Below are 24,012 nucleotides of genomic sequence, written 5' to 3'. Positions count from 1 at the left end.
GATGGGTGGCGGCGGTGGGAGGGCGGCTCAGTCCGACATAGCGACGAGCACGCGGCGCTGGCCCGCGTACGGCCGGCGACCGTGCCCGACGAGCACGTTGTCGATGACCATGAGGTCGCCCTCGCGCCAGTCGACGTCGACCGCGTGCTTCAGACCGGCCTGCTGGATGTGGACGATCCACTCGGCGGGGATCGGACTGCCGTCGGCGAACTGGGCCGACTGGGGCGCCTCGTCCTCGCTCAGCAGCTCCATCAGGTCGGCGGCCTCCTCACCGAGACCCGCGACGTGCCACTGGTCGGCCTGGTTGAACCAGACCTCGAGGCCGCTGACGGGGTGGCGGATGGTGGCCGGACGGACCTGGCTGATCCAGAGCGTGTCGTCGGCCCGCCACTCCCACTCGGCGTCGGTGTCCTTGAGGAACGCCTCGACTTCGTCCCGGTCGTCGGTCTCGAAGGTGGCCTGCCAGCTCTTGCCGAGCCCGAGGCCGCCGTGCAGGTTCTGGACGTAGCGGACCCCGCCGGCGAACGCCTCGCGCACCTCGGGGCGGATGGCGTCCAGCCAGAGCCGGCCGTCGACGACCGGGGTGGCGCCGCCGCTGGTGGGCGCCTGCTGGCAGAAGAAGATGAGCCGGGCGGGCCAGCGCGCGGCGTACGACATCTCGTTGTGCATGGAGATGGTGAACTCCGGCGGATAGTCCGTCGAGGTGTACAGGTTGTCACCGACCTTGGTGCGCGGCGAGTTGCCGTGCACGTAGGCCAACCGGTTGGGCAGCAGCATGTCGATCACCGGGTTCAGCGTCGCCGGGGCGACCCCGAATCCGCGGAACACCAGCGCCTTGTGCTCGACCAGCAGACCCCCGATGTCCTGGGCGGACAGCCAGGCGAGCAGGCCGTCGGCACCCGGCTGGGCTCCGATGTCGGACGGGCTGATCTCCAGCGGCTTCCACGGCTCGCTGTCGGTCATGGCGGCACTCCTCTTCGTAGCGTCCGTGCGGACGGTGGTGGCGTCAGGCGCCCCATTCGGCTTCGAGCTCGTCCAGCTCCTCCTGGCTGAGCTGGACGAGGGGGTGGTCCGACGGCGTCGAGCCGCCGCTGCCGGGGCGGAGTGCGTGCGTGGCGATCGCGTCGAGCACGGTGACCCAGAGCTCGGCCAGCGCCCGCACCCGCTCCTCGTCGAAGAGCCCGTCCGGCCACGCCCAGGTGGTGCTCAGCCTCGGGCCGTCCGCGCCGTCGTAGGTCGCCGCGCTGACTGCGAGCGGGTACGCCACCGGCTGGTCCGGGTCGGTCGCCGCGACGTAGGGCCCGCCGGCCACGCCGGTCCAGCCGGTCGCCTCCGGTCCGCCGTCGCCGCCGGTGCGCAACCGGCCGAGGTAGTTGAACGCGACCGGCGGCGATGCGGCCGCGAGCCGGGCCGAGGTCTCCGGGTTGAGGTACCGCAGGAGCCCGTAGCCGATGCCCTTGTCGGGGAACGCGCGCAGTTGCTCCTTGACCCGCTTGAGGGCTTCGCCAAGGTCGGGACCGGCCGTCTCGACCGCGTTCGGCGCCAGTGCTCCAGGATCGATCCGCACGGGGTGCAGCGAGGTGAACCAGCCGACCGTGCGGCTCACGTCGAGCTCCGGGTCCACCGCCTCGCGGCCGTGTCCCTCGACCGCGACGACCACCGAGGTCTCGTCGTCGGCGTCGGGAACCATGCCGTTCCGCCACCGGGCGACCGCGATCCCCAGCGCGGTGAGCAGGACGTCGTCGATCCGGGCGTGATAGGCCGCGGGCACACCGGTCAGCAGGTCCGCGGTGAGGTCACCGGGCACCGGCACCGTCACCGACCGCACGCCGCCCGCCCGATGGCGGGCCGGGTCGAGCGGGTAGGCCACAGCGAGGGGGTCGGGTCGTTGCGTCACCCCGCTCCACAACTCCAGCTCGGCGAGCCGCTCGGGGCGGTGGGCGTGCTCGGTGAGGGTCTGCGCCCAGCGGCGGAAGGAGGTGGCGACCGGTTCCAGCCGCACCGGTCGGTCGGCGGCGACGGCCTCCCAGGCCGCCGCCAGGTCCGGCACGAGAATGCGCCAGGAGACCCCGTCGACCACCAGGTGGTGCATGACGAGCAACAGCCGACCGGGCCGATCCGGGCCCGGGTCGAACCAGACGAACTGCGCCATCACCCCCGCGTCGGGATCGAGGCGGCACCGGGCGCGCTCGCCCTCGGCGGCCACCAGGTTGCGGAAGACCGAGCCTTCGACAGCTTGGACGGTGACGCGGCGCACCCAGTCGTCCACCCGCACCGCGCCGACCGGCGGCACAGCCAGGCGCCAGGCCGGACCGTCGCGCAGCAGCCGGGCGCGGAGCAGGTCGTGGTGATCCGCCAGAGCCTGCACCGCCACCGTCAGTCTCTGCAGCCCGAGCCCAGGGGGCACCGCCAGGAGGACGGACTGGTTGAACCCGGCGATCGGTCCACCGAGTTCGCGCAGCCAACCCATCACCGGTGTCTCGGGCACCTCGCCGACACCGTCGGCCGCGGCCGGACCGGTCCCCGCGGGGTTCTCGTCGACACGCGCGACCCGGGCGAGGTCGGCGACGGTCTGGTGTCGGAACACGTCCCGTGGGGTGATCACGATGCCGGCGGCGCGGGCCCGGCTCACCAGTTGGATGGCGACGATGCTGTCGCCGCCGATGGCGAAGAAATTATCGTTCGGCCACACCGTTGGCTGTTGCAGCAGCGTTGCGACGATGGCCGTCAGCACCTCTTCGGTCTGAGTCTGTGGCTTGCGGCCCTCGGCGGTCGGCATCACCGTGGGGGCCGGCAGCGCCGCCCGGTCGGCCTTGCCGTTGGTGTTGAGCGGGATCCGGGGTACCGCGATCAGTACCGCCGGAACCATGTAGTCCGGCAGCGCCTCGGCGATCCGGTCGCGGATGACGGCGACGTCGGGCATCGTCGTGGCCCCGGCTCCGCGGGCCGGCGCCACGTAGCCCACCAGCGCCCGCTCACCCGGCCGGTCCTCGCGGACCAGCACGGCGGACTGCCCGACGCCCGGGCAGGCGGCGAGGGCCGCCTCCACCTCGCCCAGCTCGATCCGGAACCCGCGCACCTTCACCTGGTCGTCGGTGCGGCCGAGGAACTCCAGCTCGCCGTCGGACCGTTGCCGCACGGTGTCGCCGGTGCGGTACATCCTGGCGCCGACGGCACCTTCGATGGCGAAGGGGTCGGCGACGAAGCGTTCAGCGGTCAGCCCGGCGCGGCCCAGGTAGCCGCGGGCGAGCCCCTCACCGGCCACGTAGAGCTCACCCGGCGTACCGGGCAGCGCGGGCGCGAGCCGGTCGTCCAGCACGTACAGCCGGGTGTTGTCCATCGCGCGGCCGATCGGCACCGGACGCTCGGCGGGCAGCGGCCGGGTCAGCTCGTGGTGCACGACGGCGAGCGTGGTCTCGGTCGGACCGTAACTGTTGGTCAGCCGCAGACCGGGGTGGGCGGCGAGCACGCGCGAGGCGATGGCCGGCGACATCGTGTCGCCGCCGACGTAGACATCGCACACGCCGGCCAGCGCATTGGTGTGCTCGGTGGCGAGCAGGCGGAACAGGCCTTCGGCCATGAGCAGCCGGGTGACACCGTGCCGCACGATCGTGTCCGCCAGCGCGGCCAGGTCCATGCCGTCGCCGTCGGCCACGACGACCCGGCCGCCGGTCAGCAGCGGTCCCCACAGCTCGTAGGTCGAGGCGTCGAAGACGTACGGCGAGTGCATGAGGACCCGGTCGTCGGGTCCGTGCTGCCACCACCTGTCGGCGACCAGGTCGACAACGCTGCGGTGGGTGACCGCGACGCCCTTCGGGGTGCCGGTGGAACCTGAGGTGTAGAGCACGTAGGCGAGCTGCCCGGGCCGGACCTCGACCGGCGGTCCGTCGTGGGCGTCCGGACCGGACTCGTCGGCCAGGAGCGTCTGCGGGTGCAGCGGCGGCTCGTCGATCAGGTGTTCACGGTCGGTGATGAGCGCCACCGCACCGGTCTCGGCGATCATGCGGCGCAGCCGCGCGGACGGGTTCCGGGGGTCCAGCGGCAGGTAGCTTCCGCCGGCCTTCAACACGCCCAGTACGGCCACGGGGTACTGCCACGAACGGCTCATCAGCACCGCCACCCGGGCCTCGGGGGCCATTCCGCGGGCGACGAGCGCGGCGGCCAGCCGGTCGGAGCGGCGGTCGAGTTCGGCGTAGGTGAGCGTCGTGTCGCCGTGCACGAGGGCGATCCGGTCGGGCTCACGGGCGACCTGGGCGCGGAACAGCGAGGGCAGGGTGCCGTCGGGTACCGGCCGGGTGGCGCCGCTGCCGCTGACCAGCAGCTCGTCCCGCCCCTCGGCGCCCAGCAGGTCGATGGCGCTGATGCGGGTCTCGGGCTGGGCGACGACGGCGTCGAGCAGCCGGGCCAGCCGGGCCGCGACGGTCTCGACGGTCGCGCGGTCGAACAGGTCGGTGGCGTACTCCACGAGGCCGTGGACGCCGGCCGGGTTCAGCTCGGCGTCACGCTGCTCGGTGAGGCTGAAGGACAGGTCGAACTTGGCGGTGGCGGCCTCGACGTGGATTGGTTCGATCTCGAAACCGTCGAGGTCGAAGCTGACGGGTGTGGCGCTGTGCAGGATCAGCATGACCTGGAAGAGGGGATGCCGCGCCAGGGACCGCACCGGGTTGAGCACCTCCACCAGACGCTCGAACGGCAGATCCTGATACCCGTACGCCGCCAGGTCGGCCTCCCGCACCCGGCCCAGCAACTCCCGGAACGACGGATCCCCACCCGTGTCCGTCCGCAACACCACCGTGTTGACGAAGAACCCCACCAACTCGTCGAGCGCATCGTCGGACCGACCCGCCACCGGCGTACCGATCGGCACGTCCGACCCCGCACCCAACCGGGTCAGCAACGCCGCCAGCGCCGCCTGCACCACCATGAACACACTCGTCCCCGTCGACCGCGCCAGGGCCAGGAGGCCGCGGTGGACCTGCGGCGAGAGGGCGAACGGCACCGAGTCACCGCGGTGGGTCGGTACGGCCGGCGGTACCCGGTCGGTCGGCAGAGACAGCTCCTGGGGAGCTCCGGCGAGCGCGATCGTCCAGTAGGCCAGTTGCTGCGCGAGCGGGCTTCCCGGGTCGTCCTCGTCGCCCAGCCACCGGTGCTGCCACAGCGCGTAGTCCGCGTACTGGACCGGCAGCGACGCCCAGGTCGGCACGCCACCGGCCCGCCGGGCCCGGTACGCGTGCGCCAGGTCGCGGCCGAACGGCCCAAGGGACCAGCCGTCGCCGGCCACGTGGTGCACGACCACGACGAGCACGTGTTCCCGCGGGCCGAGGACGAGCAGCGTGGCACGCAGCGGGAGGTCGGTGGTCAGGTCGAAGCCGCGGTTCACCAGCCCCGCGACGGTTGCCGCGAGTTCCTCGTCGGTGCAGTCGCGCACGGCCAGCTCGGTGGCGGCCGCGGCCGGCGACAGGACCACCTGCCGGGGAAGGCCGTCGACCTCCGGCAGGACGGTACGCAGGCTCTCGTGCCGGGCCACCACGTCGGCCAGCGCCGCGGTCAGGGAGAGCCGGTCCAGGGCTCCGGTGAGGCGCAGCACCAGCGGGATGTTGTACGTCGCGTTCGGCCCTTCGAGCCGGTTGAGGAACCACAGCCGGCGCTGTGCGTAGGACAACGGCACGACCTCGGGCCGCTCGGCGGCCGTCACGGCGGGGCGGGTGCGGCCACCGGCGGCCTTGAGCCGTTCGGCGAGCGCCACCACCGTCGGCGCGTCGAAGATCGCCCGGATCGACAGCTCCGCCCGGAACACCGAGCGGATCCGGCTGAGCAGTCGCATCGCCAGCAACGAGTGCCCGCCGAGGTCGAAGAAGTTCTCGTCGATGCCGACGTCGGCGACGTCGAGCAGCTCGGCGAAGAGCCCGCACAGGATCTCCTCCTGGGGGCTGCGCGGTCGGCGCCGGTGGGCCCGGCCGGTGGCGACCGGCGCGGGTAGCGCCCGGCGGTCCAGCTTGCCGTTGGCGGTCAGCGGCAGGGCGTCGACCGGCACGACGACGGCTGGCACGAGGTACTCGGGCAGCCGTTCGGCCAGGTGCGCGCGCAGCTGCTCGGGATCGACCGCCGTCACGGCGTAGCCGACGAGCCGCTTCTCCCCCGCCTGGTCCTCGCGCACGACCACGGCGGCGGCCGACACCGCCGGATGCGCGGTGAGCACGGCGGACACCTCACCGGGTTCGATCCGGAACCCGCGCACCTTGACCTGGTCGTCGGTGCGGCCCAGGTATTCGACGGTCCCGTCGGCACCGCGTCGCACCAGGTCGCCCGTGCGGTACATCCGTTCGCCGGGCGTGAACGGGTCGGGAACGAAGCGTTCGGCGGTCAGGCCGGGTCGCCGCAGGTAGCCGCGAGCGAGGCCGGTCCCGCCGATGTACAGCTCACCGGCGACGCCGTCGGGCACCGGGTTGAGGAACGCGTCGAGAACGTAGGCGCCGGTGTTGGCCATCGGGCGGCCGATCGGCACCGGTCCCGGCCCGGGCGTGACGCCGGGCGGGATGTGGTGGTCCAGGCAGCCGATGGTTGCCTCGGTCGGTCCGTAGTGATTCACGACGGTGACGTCCGGGTGCCGTTCCCGCCACTGCCGCAGCAGCTCACCGGTGAGCGCCTCGCCGCCGAGCATCAGCGTCGCGGTGGGCGAGCAGGCCTCCGGCAGGGTGGCCAGCAGCGGCAGGTGGCTCGGGGTGGCCTTGAGGAACGTGTACCGGCCGGTCGGCGGCACGGTGGTGTCGTCCAGGTCGGCCACGTGCAGGCAGCCGCCGGCCAGCAGCGAGCCGTAGAGCGTCGTGGCGACCAGGTCGAAGGCGATCGGTGAGTGCAGCAGGCTCACGCCGTCGATTCCCGGGTACGACCCGGCGGCGCGCCTGGCGTAGTCCACGACGGAGCGGTGCTCCACGACGACGCCCTTGGGTCGTCCGGTCGAGCCGGAGGTGTAGATGACGTACGCGGCGTGCCGGTCGCCGGGCGGCCCGGCCGGCCAGGGCGCGTCGCCGCCGTCGGCGTCGTCGCCACCGAGGATCAGCGTGGGGACGTCGGCTGCCCATCGGTCGGCCACCTCGCCGGTGGTGAGCAGCAGGCACGGCGCCGCCTCGGTGAGCACGGCCGCCGCCCGCCCGGCCGGCAGCGCGGCGTCCAGCGGCAGGTACGCCGCGCCGCTGCGCAGCACCGCGAGCACCGCCACGACCTGCTCGGCCGAGCGGGGCACAGCCATCGCCACGACGCGCTCCGGTCCGGCTCCCCGCGCCACGAGGGCATGGGCCAGCCGCCCGGCCCGCTCGTCCAGCGCCGCGTACGTCAAGCTCTCGGTGCCGCAGTGCACCGCCGGGGCGTCGGGCGTGCGCGCCACCTGGGCGGCGAACAGGTCGACGAGAGTCTCGCCGTTCACCGGCTGCCGCGGACCGGCCGCCGCTGCCAGCGCGGCGCGGCGTTCCTCGTTCGACAGCAACGGCGCCGACCCGATCCGGGTCGCCGGGTCGGCCACGAACGCGCGCAGGAGCCGCAGGTAGCGCTCCAGCAGCAGCTCGACGGTTGCCTCGTCGAACAGGTCGGCGGCATAGCTCGCCGCGCCGTCGATGCCGAGCGGGGTGCCATCCGGCGCGGCCCGCTCCACGGCGGTCAGCAGCAGGTCGAACTTCGCCATCTCCGGATCGACCGGGTCGAGCTCGACGTCGAGACCGGCCAGCTCGAAGCTGGACCGCACCACGTTCTGGAGGATCAGCTTCACCTGCACCAGCGGGTGGCGCGACAGGGTCCGGGCCGGGTTGAGCATCTCCACGAGGCGTTCGAACGGCAGGTCCTGGTGCTCGTAGGCGGCCAGGTCGGTCTCGCGGACGCGGGCCAGCAACTCGGTGAAGGCCGGGTCGCCGCCGGTGTCGGTGCGCAGGACGAGGGTGTTGACGAAGAACCCGATCAGGTCGTCGAGGGCCTCGTCGGTGCGGCCGGCGACCGACCCGCCGATCGGCACGTCGGTGCCCGCGCCGAGCCGCGTGAACAGTGCGGCGAGCGCCGCGTGCAGCACCATGAAGACCGTCGTACCGGTCGACCTGGCGAGCGCGGCGACGTCGGCGTGCAGTTGCGCGTCGAGGGCGAAGCGGAGCAGGCCCGCCCGCTCCGACGGCACCGCCGGCCGGGGCCGGTCGACCGGCAGGGCCAACTCCTCGGGCAGGTCCGCGAGGGCCCGCGTCCAGTACGCCATCTGCCGGGCGATCGGGCTGTCCGGGTCCTGCTCGCTGCCGAGCCACTCGCGCTGCCAGAGCGCGTAGTCGGCGTACTGCGCCGGCAGCGGCGTCCACCGTGGCGCGAGGCCGGAGCGGCGCGCCGCGTACGCGGTGGAGAGGTCCCGGGCCAGCGGCCCGGTGGACCAACCGTCCCCGGCGATGTGGTGCAGCACCAGGACGAGGACGTGCCGGTCGGTGCCGGTGGCCAGCAGCCAGGCCCGCACCGGCGGTTCGGCGGTGAGGTCGAAGCCCGCGCCGGCCAGTTCCGCGACCTCGGCCGTGACCCGTTCCGGTGCGCAGTCGCGCACGGGCAGGTCCGGCACACCGGCGCCGGGCGGCAGCACCACCTGCCGGGGTGCCCCGTCGACCTCGGGGTAGAGCGTCCGCAGGCTCTCGTGGCGAACCACGAGGTCGGCGAGCGCCGCCCGCAGCGCGGCCCGGTCGAGAGCGCCGTCGATCCGGACCACGAACGGGATGTTGTACGTGGCCTTGGCTCCTTCGAGCCGGTTGAGGAACCACAGCCGGCGCTGCGCGTACGACAGCGGCACCACGTCGGGGCGGGGCCGGGCGGTCAGCGCGGGCCGGGCCCGGTCGCGGGCGGTCGCGGTCCGGCCGGCCAGGGCGGCGGCGGTCGGCGCGTCGAACAGCGCCCGCACCGGCAGCTCCACGCCCAGTACCTGCCGCAGCCGGCTCATCACGCGGGTGGCCAGCAGGGAGTGCCCGCCCAGCTCGAAGAAGCTGTCGTCGACGCCGACCCGGGAGATCCCGAGGACGTCGGCGAAGACTCCGGCGATGATCTCCTCCACCGGCCCGCGACCGGACCGCCCGCTGGTCCCGGCCACGACGGGCACCGGCAGTGCCGCCCGGTCGAGCTTGCCGTTGGCGGTCAGCGGCAACGCGTCGAGCGTGACGAACACGCTCGGGACCATGTGCTCCGGCAGTTCCCTGGACAGCTCTTTGCGAACCTGCCCGTAGTCACCGGGACCGACCAGGTAACCGGCCAGGCGGTCGCGCCCGTCGGCGTCGCGGACCACCGTCACCACGGCGTCGGTGACCTCCGGCAGCGCGCGCAGGTGACTCTCCACCTCACCGAGCTCGACCCGCTGGCCGCGGATCTTGACCTGGAAGTCGTCGCGGCCGAGGAACTCCAGCGCGCCGTCGGCCCGGTAGCGGGCCCGATCGCCGGTGCGGTAGAGCCGGCCGCCGGGTTGCGGCGCGAACGGGTCGGCGATGAACGTGCGTGCCGTGGTCGCCGGGTCGCCGAGGTATCCCCGGCCGACGCCGACGCCGCCGACGTAGAGGTCACCGGGGATCCCGGCGGGCAGGACGTCGAGGCTCGGCCCCAACACGTACAGCCGAGTGTTGCGAATCGCGGTGCCGATCGGCACCGAAGCGTGTCCGTTGAGCGACGCCGAGGTGAGCCGCGCGTGCGTCACGTCGTCGGCGCACTCGGTGGGACCGTACGCGTTGACCAGGTCGATGGCCGGGTACCGGGCAAACCACCGGTCGCAGAGGTCGTAGGCGAGTTCCTCGCCGGTCACCATGAGCGCGCGCAGCGCCGGCAGTGGCGGCGCCGGGTCGCCGTCGTCCCAGGCGTCGAGCGCGACCCGCAGTACGGAGGGCACGACCTCCAGCACCGTCACCGCCTCGTGCGCGGCGAGCCGGAACAGCGCGACCGGGTCGGTGACGGTGTCCTGGTCCGGCACGTGCACCCGGCCGCCGACGACCAGCGGCGCGAGCATCTGCCAGATCGAGATGTCGAAGGTGAGCGGGGCGTTCTGGATCACGATGTCCTGCCCGGTCAGCCCGAGCTCCTCGACTTTCGCCTCCAGATGGTTGGCCATGCCGGCCCGGTGCACCATCGCACCCTTCGGGCGGCCCGTGGAGCCGGAGGTGAAGAGGACATAGGCGAGACCGAGATCAGGCCGGGGCACCGCGTTCGCGGGGCCGCCGGCGGTCCGACCGTCGAGGTTCAGCACCCGCACGTCGCGTCCGGACAGTGCCACCACGCGCTCGGCGTACTCGCTCAGCGTCGGGTCGGCGAGCACGGTTCCGGCGCCGGTGTCGGCGAGCAGGGCGGCGTTGCGGGCCTCGGGTGCGGCCGGGTCGAGCGGCACGTACGCAGCACCCGCGCCGAGAGCGCCGAGCAGTGCGGTGATCACGCCGGTTCCACGGGGCGCGAGGACCGCGACCCGCCCCTCGGCAGGGGTACCCGCAGCGAGCAGTTGTCCGGTCACCGCGTCGGCCCGGCCTACCAGTTCGCGGTAGGTCACCGGTCCCGCCGCGTCCTCCACCGCCACCGTGTCGGGCCCGCTCCGCGCGTGCGCACGCACCGCCTCGACGACGTCGGTGAGCTCTGCCGGGCGGCCGGTGTCGTTCCAGGTGTGCACCAGGCGCTCGTGCTCGGCCGGCGCGAGAAGCGACAGCGCGCCGATCGGGCGGTCCGGTGCGGACGCCGCGGCGACGAGCAGCCGCACCAGCCGGTCGGCGAGCGCCTCGGCCGCGCCGGGTTCGAACAGGTCGAGGCTGTACTCGACGCCGATCGTGATCCCGCCCTCGGGCAGCTCCCGCGCGTTCAGGGACAGGTCGTACTTGGCCACGCCGGCGTCGATCACCGACACCTCGGCGGTGACGTCCGGCAGGTCCGGCGACGCCGCCGAGGAGCTGTCCAGGGCGAGCATGACCCGGAACAGCGGGTGCCCACCGGCCACCCGGGCCGGGTTGAGCACGCTGACGAGCGTCTCGAACGGCAGCCGCTGGTGCGCCAGGGCGTCCCGACCGGTGTCGCGGACCCGCCGGAGCAGCTCGCGGAACGTCGGGTTGCCCGCGGTGTCCGCTCGCAGCACCACGGTGTTGACGAAGAGCCCGACCAGACCGGCGACGGCGTCCTCCGTGCGCCCGGCGACCGGGATGCCGACGGGGATGTCGGTGCCGGAGCCGAGACGGGTCAGCAGCGCCGCAAGACCGGCCTGCAACACCATGAACTGCGTGGCGCCCTCGGCGCGGCCCAGAACGCGCAGGTCGCCGTGCGCCGCCGGATCCAGGTGGACCATCGCGGTGGCGGCGCGACCGGTGGGTTCGGCGGGCAGCGTGCGGGCACCGGGCAGGTCGATCTGTTCGGGCAGCCCGGCGAGGGCCTTGCGCCAGTAGCCGGCATCCCGGGCCGCGATGCTGGCCGGGTCGGCCACGTCGCCGAGGATCTCGTGTTGCCAGGCTGCGAAGTCGATGTAGCGCACCGGGAGCGGCGGCCACGACGGCACCGTGCCGCTCACCCGCGCCCGGTAGGCGTACGCCAGATCGGTGACGAAGGGCCCGATCGACCCGGCGTCCGCGGCGATGTGGTGCAGCAGCACCAGCAGCAGGTGGTCGTCGTCGGCGACCGTGAACAGGCGCGGTCGCAGCGGCGGCTCCGTCGCCAGGTCGAAGGGGTGGGCGGCGGCCTCGGCCAGGGTGGCGGTCAGCTCGCCGTCGGGCACGGCCACCGCCTCGGGCAGCGCGACCGCGGAGGCCGGCAGCACCCGCATCCGCGGCTCGCCACCCTCGTCCGGGAAGATCGTCCGCAGCGGCTCGTGTCGCTCCGCCACGTCGGTGACCGCAGCGCGCAGGGCGGCGACGTCGAGCCGACCGCGCAACCGCACCAGCAGAGGAATGTTGTACGCGGCGCTCGGCCCGTCGAGCTGGTAGATGAACCAGAGCCGTCGTTGCGCGGACGAGACGACGCCGGCACCGCGCAGCGCCGCGACCGGCTTTCGAGCGGGCCGGCCGTCCAAACGCGCGGCGAGTCCGCGTACGGTCGGCGCGTTGAAGACCGCGTCGATGCCGACATCGACACCGAACTCCTCGCTGATCCGCCGGACGAGCTGCGCGGCAAGCAACGAGTGCCCGCCGAGCCGGAAGAAGTCGCTGTCGACGCCGACCTCGGGCACCTGCAGCACGTCGGCGAAGACCGCGCACAGGGCCGCCTCCCGTTCCGTGCCGGGGGTGGCCGCCGCCGAGGCCGGGCGGTCCGCGTACGGCGCCGGAAGGGCCTTGCGATCGACCTTTCCGCTGGGCGTCACCGGGAAGCTGTCCAGCTCCACGAGTACGGCCGGCACGAGGTGGGTGGGAAGTTCCTCGGCGAGCGCGGCGCGCAGCGCGTCGGTGTCCAGCGGGCGGCCGTCGGCCGCGCGTAGGTAGCCGACGAGACGGGGGCCGGCGCTGCCCGGCTGAAGCGCGACGGCGGCCTGCCCCACTCCGTCCAGCCGGCTGAGGGCCGCCTCGATCTCGCCGAGCTCGATCCGGTGGCCGCGCACCTTCACCTGGTCGTCGACCCGGCCGAGAAATTCCAGTGTCCCGTCGGGGCGCCACTGCGCCAGGTCGCCGGTGCGGTACATCCGCGAGCCTCGTCCCACCTCGCCCGCGAGGGCGGCCTGTTCCGCCGCACCCGCGAACGGGTCGGCGACGAAGCGCTCCGCGGTCAGGCCGTGGCGGCCCAGGTAACCGCGGGCCAGGCCGATGCCGCTGACGTACAGCTCGCCGGGGACGCCGTCGGGCACCGGCCGCAGCCGGGCGTCCAGGACGTAGACCGCGGCGTTCCAGATCGGGGCACCGATGGGCGCGGCGGCGCTCATCGGCTCGCTCATCGTGGCGCAGACCGTGGTCTCGGTCGGGCCGTACCCGTTGACCATGCGCCGGCCGGGCGCCCAGCGGGCGGCCAGGTCCGGCGGGCACGCCTCCCCCGCCACCAGGATGGTGACGCGGCCGGGGACCTCGGTCGGGCGCATCACGGTCAGCGCCGACGGCGGCAGGATGACGTGCGTGATGCCGCCGTCGGCGAGCAGGGACGTCAACGGTGCACCCGGCCGCAGCCGCTCCTGCGGCGCCAGGACGAACGTCGCCCCGGCCAGCAGGCCCATGCACATCTCGGGTACGACGGCGTCGAAGCTCGGCGAGGCGAACTGGAGCACCCGGTCGCCCGGCGTGACGACCAGCCGCTCGATGAACGCGCCGGCCAGGCTGGCCAGCCCGGCGTGCGAGACGACCACGCCCTTGGGCAGGCCGGTCGAGCCGGAGGTGTAGATGACGTACGCCGAGTGAGCGACGCCGGGCGGCGTGGGTGCCGGTGCGCCGGGAGCGGCGGCGAGCAGGCCGTCGGTGAGCGCCACGTGTGGCACGCCGACACGGTCGGCCAGGTCGCCCACCGGACCGGTGGTGGCCGCGGCGGTGATGACCGCGGCGGGTTTCGCGTCACGGAACAGGTACTGGATCCGCGCCGCCGGGTACTGCGGGTCGATCGGCAGGTAGGCGGCGCCGGCCTTCATCACGCCGAGGACCGCGACGACGAACTCCGCCGACCGGGGCGTGACGACGGCGACGACGTCCTCGGCGCCGATGCCCTTGGCGGTCAGGAGGCCGGCGAGCCGGTCGGTCCGCTCGGCCAGTTGCCGGTAGGTCAGCCGCGTGCCCTCGTACTCGACTGCGGGCCGGTCACCGAACCTGTCCACCGCGTCCGCGAAGAGTTCGGGGAACGTCCGCGGTGGCGCGGGGCGGTGGGTGTGGTTACGGCTCACCAGGGTCTCGTGCCGCTCGGCGTCGTCGAGCAGCGGCACGTCGCCGACGGGCGTGCCGTGCTGCTGCGGGTCGGCGACGGCGGCGGCGAACCGCTCCAGGAAACCGATCAGTTGCCGGTGCCGGACCGCGAGCGTCGCCTCGTCGTACAGCGCCGGGTTGGCGTCGCACTCGACCTCGATCGGGCGTCCGTCGTCGCGGTCGTAGACGGTGACGACCAGGTCCTCGATGAGCCGCCGGGACATGTTGTACGCCGTGCTGGTGGCCGCGCCGAAGCGCAGGTCCGGCCCGAGGGGGATGACGTTGACCATCGGCCCGAAGTACCGGTGGTGCCCGGTCGGCAGCGCCAGTTCACGGCGCAGCTCCTCACCACGGAAGCGCTGGCGCGCGAGCACCTCGCGGATGCGGATCCGGGCCTGTGCGACGAGGTCCGCCACTCCCATCGACGGAGTGATCTCCAGTCGTAGCGGCAGCACGTTGGCGAGCATGCCCGGCGTCGTACGGCCGGCGCCGCCGCGCCGCACGGCCACCGGAAATCCCAGCACCACGCTACGGGTGCCGGTCAGCCGGTGCAGGTAGGCGCCGATGGCCGCGATCACGATGCGGGCCGCGCCGACGCCCGCCGTCTCCGCCGCCCGGTCCAGAGCGGCCTGTCCCGGCGGGGAGAGCCGGTCGCGGTGACGCACGAACTCCGCCGAGCGGTGCAGCTTGCGCGAGGTCATCGCCAGCGGCGGCGGTGTGTCGGCGAGTTGCTCCAACCAGAACCTGCGATCGGCCAGGTAGGCGTCGGACTCTTCGTACTCCCGCTGTTCACGGTGCAGTTCGAGCACCGAACCGAACGGCGAGGGCGGCACCGGCCGCCCCTCGGCGAGCGCGGTGTAGACCTCCGCGACCCGTCGTTCGAGCAGTGCGCCGCCGGCACCGTCGATGAGGATGTGGTGGTAGGCGTGGTACCAGAACCACCGGTCAGGCGCGACGGCGAACAGCGCCTGGGTGAACAGCGGCCCGCGGGTGAGGTCGACCGGCCGGGTCAGGTCGGCCCGCATCCATTCCTCGGCCGCCGCGCGCGGATCAGCGGCGTTGCTCACGTCGATCCGATGCAGTGTCCACTGCGGACACCCGTCCACCGATTGTCTCGGCCCGTCGGCGGTCTCGGCGAAGCGCACGTGCAGCGCGTCCGCCTCGCCCACCACGGTACGCAGCGCCCGCTCGAAGATCTCGGGATCCACGGCGCCGTGCAGCTCCAGGTACTCGCTGGCTCGGTAGATTGCGCTTTCCGGCTCCAGTCGTTGGGCGAACCAGATCCCGGACTGGGCCGAGGACAGCGGAAGGCTGGTCGCCGGCCGGCTGGCTGCGGCCGAATCCTCCATACGAAGCACTAATCTACCCCCGTAAATCTTCGAACCGTGGGTAATTGCCATGCGGCAGGCATGCAGGGCAGCAGCCCCACGACCTGCGAAGCTCGGGGTTATTCAGCAATTTCGTCGACAAGCGGAGAACATTCCTGCGCCGGTCACATAACCGGCCGTTAACGCTGCGTGAAGAATGCAGAATCAGTGGTCAGAGCCCGCGGGCAAGAAATCCCGCAGGCCGACGCGACAGATCAGAGCAGGTGGACCTGACGTCGGTTGCGGACGACGCCACGCACAGCCGACAGCCCCCAGCAACTTCCCGCAGGCCGCCTCGACGCAGAGTTTGCGCAGGCCAACACGGCTCAGCGCGCATCCGTCGCACCGGACTCACACACAGTTCGCGCCGATCGCGGCGACGCCGGTGCGACATGAAAAGCCCGGCGCCAGCCCCCCTGGGGCACGCACCGGGCTGCAACAGCCATGTTGATCACGAACAACGTCCCCCGTTTCGCTGCCTGGCAGGCGGTCAGATGATCATGATCATGCGAGGACCGCCAATGTTCTGGAGAGCAGTACAACCGACGTCACTATGGAGCGTCAAGGCCTAATGACACATCGGGACGCGTTTATTTCGAGCAACTCACTGAGACGTCCATCCATGCTTGACGCAGACCCGAGGCACACCTAGGGTTGTGCCCACACATCCTCCTGCGTCTATGGCGCCGTCGGCTGTTGCGACCCGTTAAGCGTGGCGCCCCGCAGGATTACCGGGTGTTTCGGCCGCACTTCGTCATCCACGTCGGATGATGCGACCGGCTGACCGGCGACCGCATTCTGGTCCTGCCCCGCCCGCCGCGGCCCGCGACACCGCTCCCACACCACGACACCCTTCCGGACAGGGCTTTGAGGAGGATCAGTGCAGAACGAAACAGCATCCGATCTGCTTGCGCGGCACGGCGTGGACACCGAGCGCGGCTTCCTGCCGACCGAGGATCCCGTGCGGCGGCTACCGGAGGCCTATCAGGCATGGGAGGACCTGGCCGTCGAGCTCCCGAAGGTGCTCAGCGCCGGCCGGGTGCACGAGTGGATCGAACGGCTGCCCGAGCTCGACATCGCCGACCTCGACCGCAACGAGCTCAACCGGGCGATGCTCCTGCTCTCCTATCTCGGACACGCCTACGTCTTCGGCGGCGAGGAACCCCGCCACCGACTGCCGGCCTGCGTGGCCAAACCGTGGTACGAGACGGCGACGAAGCTGGGCCGCCCGCCCGTGCTGTCCTACGCCTCGCACGCGCTCTACAACTGGCGCCGGCTGGATCCGGACGGCCCGATCGCACTCGGCAACATCGTACGGCTGGAGAACTTCCGCGGCGGGCTCGACGAGGACTGGTTCGTCCTCGTGCACGTGGCCATCGAGGCGTCGGCGGGCCCGGGCATCTGCGCAGCCGCGCTGGCGCAGGACGCCGCGGCGGCCGGTGACGTGGCGGCCGTTGCCACGCACCTCGACACCGTCGGCCAGACGCTGGAGAACATGATCGCCATCCTGCGGCGGATGCCGGAGAAGTGCGACCCGTACGTCTACTACCACCGGGTACGCCAGTTCATCTTCGGGTGGATGGACAACCCCGCACTGCCCGACGGTGTGGTGTACGAAGGCGTCACCGCCTACGGCGACCAGGGACAGAAGTTCCGTGGCGAGACCGGCGCGCAGAGCTCCATCATCCCGGCGCTGGACGCGGTGCTGGGCATGGACTACAGCCAGGACACCCTCGGCGCGCACCTGATCCAGCTCCGCGACTACATGCCGCCGTCCCATCGCGCGCTGATCGAGGAGTTCGGCAAGCGGACGTCGGTGCGCACCTTCGTCCTGGAGCACGCCGACGACGCGGCGCTCGTCGCCGCCTACGACCGCTGCATCGAGGGGGCCACGGAGTTCCGCCGTCAGCACATGGAGTACGCGGGAACGTACATCCGTGGCCAGCAGCAGAACTCTTCGGCCAACCCGGTCGAGACCGGCACCGGAGGCACGCCGTTCATGCGTTACCTGGCCCAGCACGTCACCGATGCGCACCAGTATCTCGTCGGCACCCCGGCGAGCTGATCACCCTTCCATCGGACACTACTGACCGGAGCCATCACATGGTCCCTGGAACCCGTGTCGACGTCCGGGCCACCCCGGACACGGCGGCGACCGCTGCTCGATGCGCGGCCGCCGCCGGTGGTCTGACCGTGCCGGCGCTGGTGCACCGCAACGCCGACGCCTTCGGTGACCGCCCCGCGCTCAGCTGCCTTGGGCGGGAGGAGACCCTCACCTGGGCCGAGCTCTACCAGCGGGTGACCGTACTGGCCCGGGGCTTCTCGGCCCTGGGCGTGCAACCGGGTGACCGGCTGCTGCTCATGATGGGCAATCGGCCGGAGCACTGGCTGGCCGACCTCGCGGCCGTACACGCCGGCGCGGTGCCATGCAGCGTCTACCCGACGTCGAGCCCGGAACAGCTACGCCACGTCGCCCGGCACAGCCGGGCTCGCGCCCTCGTCGTCGAGAACGCCGCCATGCTCGACAAGTGGACGGACCTGCTGGGGGACCTGCCCGACCTGCGGCTGGTCGTCGTCGTGGACGCCCTTGCCGACGAGCGGGGGGTCGTCACCCTCCATCAGGTCGCGGCAACGGGGGACCGGGCGCACCGCGCCGACCCCGCCGCGTTCCGGCGCACGTGGAGCGCCATCCGGCCGGAGGACCCGGTGACCCTGCTCTACACCTCGGGAGCCACCGGTGACCCCAAGGGCGTGGTGCTGAGCCACCACAACGTCATCTACCAGGCCGCCGTCCTGGAGGAGGCGGTCAGCGTCACCCCACACCCACACACCGTCGCCTACCTTCCACTCGCGCACATCGCCGAGCGGATGCTGAGCATCTACCAACCCGTCTACCGCGGCGCACACGTCACCGCCTGCCCCGACCAGTCGCAGCTCACCGCCGCGCTGCGTGCGGTCCGTCCAGTCCAGTTCTTCGGCGTACCGAGGGTGTGGGAGAAGATCGCCGCTGGAGTGCAGGCGCAACTGGCGGCCGCCGACGCCCCGATCCGCGCGGCCTACGAAACCGCGAGCACGGCCGCCCGGACGGCCTTCGAGCATCGCGCCGCCGGCCGCCCCATCCCGCCCGACCTGGCGGCGCAACTGGCGGCTCTCGACGCGAGGGTGCTCAGCCCGATCCGCGCCAAGCTCGGCCTGGACCGGCTGCAATGGGCCACCAGCGGCGCCGCGCCCATCCCGGTCGACATTCTGTTCTCCCTCGCCGGGCTGGGCATCGACGTCCTCGAGGTCTGGGGGATGACCGAGACCACCGCGACCGCGACGGTCAACCTCCCCGAGGCCTTCCGACCCGGCACGGTCGGGCGGCCCAACCCCGGCATGGAGCTTCGACTAGCCGCCGACGGCGAGATCCTCGTGCGCGGTCCGCTGATCTGCCTCGGCTACCTCGGCGACGACGGCGAGGTGGAGCCGCTGACGGACGCCGACGGCTGGTTCGCCACCGGCGACGTGGGCACCCTGGACGACGACGGCTACCTCACCATCACCGACCGCAAGAAGGAACTCATCATCACCTCCACCGGCAAGAACGTCCCGCCGACCCGCGTGGAGAACCTGCTGCGCCTGCACCCGCTCGTCGGACACGCCATGGCCGTCGGTGACCGCCGCTCCCACATCACCGCCCTCGTCGCCCTCGACCCCGAAGCCCTCGCCGCCTGGGCCGTCCGTCACAACGCCGACCCGTCGGACGTCGCCGCCCTGTTCGAGGACGAGAGGGTCAGTTCGGAGATAGCGGCGGCGGTCGCGGCAGCGAACGCCAAGCTCGCCCGGCCCGAGCAGGTCAAGGCTTTCAGAGTCCTCCCATCCCCCTGGACCCCCGAGTCCGGCGAGCTCACCCCCACCCTCAAACTCCGCCGCCGCGTCATCGCCGACCGCTACGCCACCGACATAGAGGCGCTCTACGCCGACGGCCGGTGAAACGTACGAGACAGTCCTGACCGGGACCGGGCAGCACGCCGGCTGACCAGGCCATGAAGGACGTCGCGACGCGCGTGCGGGGCGCCTTCGACAGTCACCACAGGTCGGTCAGCCGACCATCGCTTCACCACCGGCCGATCCGGTCGCGAAGAAGGGTCGGTGTGGAGGGCGGTTTCTCGGGGTCGTCGCACCGCTTGGTCGTGTTGATCAGGCGACGAGTATTTCCGCAGACGCTCGGCTGGGGTCTCCCCGCCGAGCGTCTTGCGTGGGCGGAAGGCGACTGAGGCGCGGCAGCGATCTCCGTGAGGGGGCGACACACAAGATCCAATCGGTCGGACCGTGGCGCCGGCGGTTGAGTCGGTTGCCGCACTTCGGACTGTACGGCTCACCGGAACGGCCAGTCTGGTTGGGACGGTGTAACAGGTGCCCACGTTCGTTGCGCTTGTGCTGGCAGGGGTGGAAGTCGCGCCGGCCACGTAGCCGGGGCCAGCCCTGCCTACCGGGCGGGATCTTCATCACGCGCTGGAGCGGCACTCCGGGTGGAAGGGGCCAATTGTGCATGATCTTTCTGCGGTCGCCCGAGAGCGGGAGGTGCTGTCCGCCGTCGCCGATGCGATCGCAGCCGCGACGGTCGGCAGGAGTTTGCGTGTGGCCGTCACATGCCCCGATTCGCACCTCACCTTCGTCGGTCAGCTCACGCGGGCGCTGCACGCTCGCGGTCTGACATGCCGCTGCGTGGTTTCGAAGCCGAATCCGTCCGTCGCCGGCTTGCCGTCCGAATCCGGAGAGCCTGAGTCGACGCTTGCCGTGATCACCAGCGAACCGTTCGCGCAGACCGACGCTGACGTGCAGCGCGTGAACATCGACGTGACCGCTGGCGCGTCACCGGCACCCCGACGGGTCGTCGGTCACGGCCAGGCAGGTGACGGGACCCCGGATGCCGACACGCAGCCCGACGTCGTTCTCGAATATCACGAGCCAGCTCGGCTGATCCTCCGCCACATGGCGCCCCACCTGTCTCGTGCCGTGGCCGTATAGGTCCGCCGGGTTAGGCAAATCCCCTTCACCACACAGGCCAACGGAGCCCGGAGTGCACACGCAGGGTGCCCGGACGGCGGCCACACGCGGGGGTCGCCGAAGGCCGGGCGAAGGACCGCTGCGTCGGGGACGGATCGGGCACGAGCCTCGGCCTGCCTGACCACGCTCAATCGCCGTCGTCGCCTCTTGAGCGTCGCCGCTCCTCGCGCCACAACTCGTGTCCTCGCATCAGCCACCCGACCCGGAAGACCGCAAACAGGATCAGGAAGCACGCGAACAGCACGATGGCGAGCACCGCCGCGATCGGCTGGAACCTGCCTCCGTCACCGTTCCATCCGCTCGCGGCGAGCACGCCAAGACCAGCGCATACGATCATGAAGAGGATAGGATCCGGCCGGTCAACCGGGTGAGGTTCATGGGGCAGGTGCAGCGACTGATTTCCATCTTTCGATGATGTTGGTACTGTGCTGCGGTGTCTCCCCCTCGCACCGTCAGCACGCCACCGGGCGACCGCTCCCTGACCGCCGGATCCACGCGTTCCACCTCCCGTCGAACGCAGCTCGCACGCTTCGGCGAACCCGGTCTCGCGTGGCTGATGCTGCTGCCTTCGGTGGCGATCTTCGCCCTGTTCGTGTTCTGGCCGCTCGGGCGAACCCTCTATCTGTCCGTGCACGGAAACGACATCTTCGGCGCCCCGTCCGAGTACGTCGGCGGGGAGCACTACCGGGAGATGCTGTCCGGGGAGTTCGGCAAGGTGCTGGCCACGACGGCGCTGTTCACGCTGTTCTCCGTGGTGCCGGCCGTCCTGGGCGCGCTCTTCGTGGTGCTGCTGCTGGAGGCGCGCATACGCGGGGTACGGGTGCTGCGCACCGCGTTCGCGCTGCCGTTCGCGTTCTCGGTGGCGACCGCATCGGTTGTCTTCGCCGTCATCTACAACCCGGCGATCGGAGTGGCGAACGGCCTGCTCGGATACCTCGGGATCGACCGGGTCAACTGGCTCACCGACCCGTCGATCGCGCTGCCCGCCGTCTGCGTCGCCACGGTGTGGATGAACTTCGGTTACAACATCCTCGTGCTCTCCGCCGGGGTATCGGCCATCTCGCCGGAGGTGGTCGAGGCGGCGCGGCTGGATGGCGCGACCGGTTGGCGGCTGGCGTCGCGGATAACCGTGCCGCTGCTCTCCCCGCAACTGTTCTTCCTCGTCGTGGTGTCCACGATCCACGCGTTGCAGAGCTTCGGGCAGATCCACATCCTGACCAAGGGCGGACCGGACCAGGCCACGACGACGCTGGTCTACTCGATCTACGAGAAGGCGTTCGCCTTCGGTTCCGCCGACTTCGGCGCGGCCAGCGCGCAGGCCGTCGTACTGCTGGTCATCATGCTCGGCTGCACGGCCGTCCAATTCGGCATCCTCGAACGGCGGGTCCACTACCGATGAAGAAGCCCAGCCTCGGGCAGGCCGCCGTCTACGTCGTGCTCGGCCTGGCCGCGATCCCCGTTCTGTTCCCGGTCTACTACGGCTTCGTCGGCGCCGTCATGGGCCCCGGTGACCTGGCGACCTACCCGCCCGCGCTGGTGCCGCAGGAGCTGCACTGGCAGAACATCAGGGACGTGTTCGGCTCGGTGCCGCTCGGCCGTTTCTACGTGAACTCCGCCGTCCAGGCCGGGGTCATCACGGTGGCACAGGTCGTCACCAGCATCTTCGCCGCGTACGCCTTCGCGTTTCTTCGCCTGCCCGCGAAGGCGGCGACCTTCGGCCTGTTCCTCGCCACCCTCATGGTGCCGTGGGAAGCGATCATCATTCCCAACTACCTGGCCATCTCCGGCTGGGGCCTGACGCGGGGTGGGCTGACGTACCTCGGCCTGGTGCTGCCCTTCCTCGCCTCGGCGTTCGGCACGTTCCTGCTGCGTCAGGCGTTCCTGCAGTTCCCGACCGAGCTGCGGGACGCCGCAGTGATCGACGGGTGCGGTCACTGGCGCCTGTTGTGGCGGGTCGTCGTGCCCCTCTCCAAGCCCTCGATCGCGGCGGTCGGGGTCTACGTCTTCCTCTCGGCGTGGAACCAGTACTTCTGGCCGCTGATCCTGATCCGCGACACCGAATTCCAGACGCTTCAGATCGGCATCTCCCAGCTCAACGACGCCGAGGCGGCGCAGCCGGGTCTCGTCCTCGCCGGCGTCGCGCTCTCCCTGCTCCCCACGCTGGCCGTCGTGATTCTCGGTCAGCGCCACATCGTCCGCGGCCTGACCGCCGGCGCGCTGCGTTGAACCTTCGAGAAGGAGAGAACCAATGAGAAGACCTCGGCTCCGCCGGACCACAGCGGCGCTCGTCGCCCTCGTGGCCGCCGCCGCGCTCACGGCCTGCGGCGACTCCGGATCCGGCACCGACAGCGGCAGTGACGCGCTCGACGCCCCCGGTGCCGAGGTGCTGGAGAAGGCCACGGAGAAGACCACGATCGAGTTCTGGCATGCGATGAAGGGGGCCAACGCCACCGCCGTCGACCAGCTCGTCGCCGACTTCAACGCGCAGAGCGGGGGCAAGGTCGAGGTCAAGGCGGTCTTCCAGGGAAGCTACGACGAGACGATCGCGAAGTACAAGGCCTCGGTCCAGCAGAAGAGCACACCGGCCCTGGTGCAGATCTACGACATCGGCAGCCGCTTCATGGTCGACTCCAAGCAGGTCGTGCCGATGCACAAGTTCATCGAGAAGGACGGCTTCAACGCGGCCGACATCGAGCCGAACATCGCCAGCTACTACTCCGTCGACGGCAAGATGTGGTCGATGCCGTTCAACTCCTCGACGCCCCTGCTCTACCTCAACAAGGAGGCGTTCGAGCGCGTCGGCCTCGACCCGACGAAGCCACCGAGCAACCTCACCGAGATCGGCGACCTGGCGAAGAAGCTGACCGTCAAGGACGCCAGTGGCAGGACGGTCCAGTACGGCTTCGGCGCCGCCATCTACGGGTGGCTGCTGGAGCAGTTGCTCGCCACCGACGGCAAGGAGTACTGCGACAACGGCAACGGGCGTACGGGCCTGGCCTCGAAGGTGCAGTTCGACCAGGAGACGGCCGTGCGTGTCGCGCAGTGGTGGACGGACCTGGTGAAGGGCGGCTACGCGACGAACACCGGCCGCAAGACCGACGACGCCCAGGCGGCGTTCAAGGCGGGCACGGTCGCCATGCACCTGGAGTCCACCAGCGTGTTGCGCGGCTACGTCGACGCCGCGAAGGGCAGGTTCACCGTCCTCACGGCCCCGTACCCGAAGGTGAGCAGTTCGTCCACGGGTGGACCGATCATCGGTGGCGCCTCCCTGTGGATCAACGGCGTCGGTCACGGCGCGAAGGAGAAGCGCGCCGCGTGGGAGTTCGTGAAGTTCGCCTCCACCCCGGCCCAGCAGGCCAAGTGGCACACCAGCACCGGGTACGTGCCGATCAACGCCAAGGCGCTCGACGAGCAGATCGACAAGGACTGGATGGCGAAGTTCCCCCAGTTCCGCACCGCGGTCGACCAGCTGCACGCGCTGCCGCCGTCGGTCGCTTCGGCCGGGTGCCTGCTGGGCGTGATGCCGCAGGCCCGCAAGGCGTCCGAGGACGGCCTGGAGGCGGCGATCGTCGGTAGCAAGCCGGCCGAACAGGCCATGAAGGACGCCGCGACGAGCGTGCAGGGTGCCATCGACAGTTACAACAAGTCGGTCAGCTGATCATCGCGTCACCACCGGCCGGTCCGGTCACGGAGAAAGGGCCAGCTCCGACGGCGCTGGCCCTTTCTCGGTGCCGGTCGCCTGCGCGGCGGGGGACGCCGGTGCCTCGCCGGGG

Annotated in this window: 9 protein-coding genes; 6 read left to right on the top strand and 3 right to left on the bottom strand. The window is 71.6% G+C overall.

The genetic code is table 11. The features are described from left to right. Positions 1 to 27: 27 nt before the first annotated feature. Together ACGF5G_RS23270 and ACGF5G_RS23265 are read right to left on the bottom strand one after the other, a co-directional pair. Positions 28 to 963 carry a TauD/TfdA family dioxygenase gene (locus tag ACGF5G_RS23270; protein WP_393266009.1) on the bottom strand — a complete coding sequence of 312 codons (936 nt, stop codon included), beginning with the start codon at positions 961 to 963 and terminating at the stop codon, positions 28 to 30. A gap of 43 nt (positions 964 to 1,006) precedes the next feature. Further along, positions 1,007 to 15,172 (bottom strand): amino acid adenylation domain-containing protein, encoded by a 14,166-nt coding sequence (locus ACGF5G_RS23265; RefSeq protein WP_393266006.1) that lies wholly within the window; start codon positions 15,170 to 15,172, stop codon positions 1,007 to 1,009. A gap of 898 nt (positions 15,173 to 16,070) precedes the next feature. On the opposite strand from ACGF5G_RS23265, the gene ACGF5G_RS23260 reads away from it, so the two are divergent. From ACGF5G_RS23260 to ACGF5G_RS23250, 3 genes are all read left to right on the top strand, one after another. After that, positions 16,071 to 17,255, top strand: coding sequence for a hypothetical protein (locus ACGF5G_RS23260; RefSeq protein WP_393266003.1), 1,185 nt, complete (start codon positions 16,071 to 16,073; stop codon positions 17,253 to 17,255). Positions 17,256 to 17,293: 38 nt separating this feature from the next. Then, positions 17,294 to 19,162 carry an AMP-dependent synthetase/ligase gene (locus ACGF5G_RS23255; RefSeq protein ID WP_393266001.1) on the top strand — a complete coding sequence of 623 codons (1,869 nt, stop codon included), beginning with the start codon at positions 17,294 to 17,296 and terminating at the stop codon, positions 19,160 to 19,162. Positions 19,163 to 19,717: 555 nt separating this feature from the next. Continuing rightward, a complete protein-coding gene (locus ACGF5G_RS23250; RefSeq protein ID WP_393265998.1) occupies positions 19,718 to 20,200 on the top strand; it encodes a hypothetical protein in 483 nt (160 codons plus the stop codon). 166 nt (positions 20,201 to 20,366) lie between these two features. Here ACGF5G_RS23250 and ACGF5G_RS23245 read toward each other — a convergent pair whose 3' ends face one another. Next, positions 20,367 to 20,576, bottom strand: coding sequence for a hypothetical protein (locus ACGF5G_RS23245; RefSeq protein ID WP_393265995.1), 210 nt, complete (start codon positions 20,574 to 20,576; stop codon positions 20,367 to 20,369). 219 nt (positions 20,577 to 20,795) lie between these two features. Here ACGF5G_RS23245 and ACGF5G_RS23240 point away from each other — a divergent pair, with 219 nt between their 5' ends. From ACGF5G_RS23240 to ACGF5G_RS23230, 3 genes are read left to right on the top strand one after another with little or no spacing between them, the layout of a single operon-like run. After that, the gene (locus ACGF5G_RS23240) at positions 20,796 to 21,638 is read left to right on the top strand and encodes a carbohydrate ABC transporter permease (RefSeq protein WP_393265993.1); all 843 of its coding nucleotides are present in this window, start codon (positions 20,796 to 20,798) and stop codon (positions 21,636 to 21,638) included. After that, positions 21,635 to 22,465: a carbohydrate ABC transporter permease gene (locus tag ACGF5G_RS23235; protein WP_393265990.1), complete on the top strand. Its 831-nt coding sequence runs from the start codon at positions 21,635 to 21,637 to the stop codon at positions 22,463 to 22,465. The genes ACGF5G_RS23240 and ACGF5G_RS23235 overlap by 4 nt, the downstream gene beginning before the upstream one ends. A gap of 22 nt (positions 22,466 to 22,487) precedes the next feature. Beyond that, positions 22,488 to 23,897, top strand: coding sequence for an ABC transporter substrate-binding protein (locus ACGF5G_RS23230; RefSeq protein ID WP_393265988.1), 1,410 nt, complete (start codon positions 22,488 to 22,490; stop codon positions 23,895 to 23,897). The last annotated feature ends 115 nt before the right edge of the window (positions 23,898 to 24,012 follow it).

The sequence above is a fragment of the Micromonospora sp. NPDC047730 genome, from assembly GCF_043204765.1.
Classification (GTDB): Bacteria; Actinomycetota; Actinomycetes; order Mycobacteriales; family Micromonosporaceae; genus Micromonospora.
This window is presented reverse-complemented; position numbering and strand designations above follow the sequence as displayed.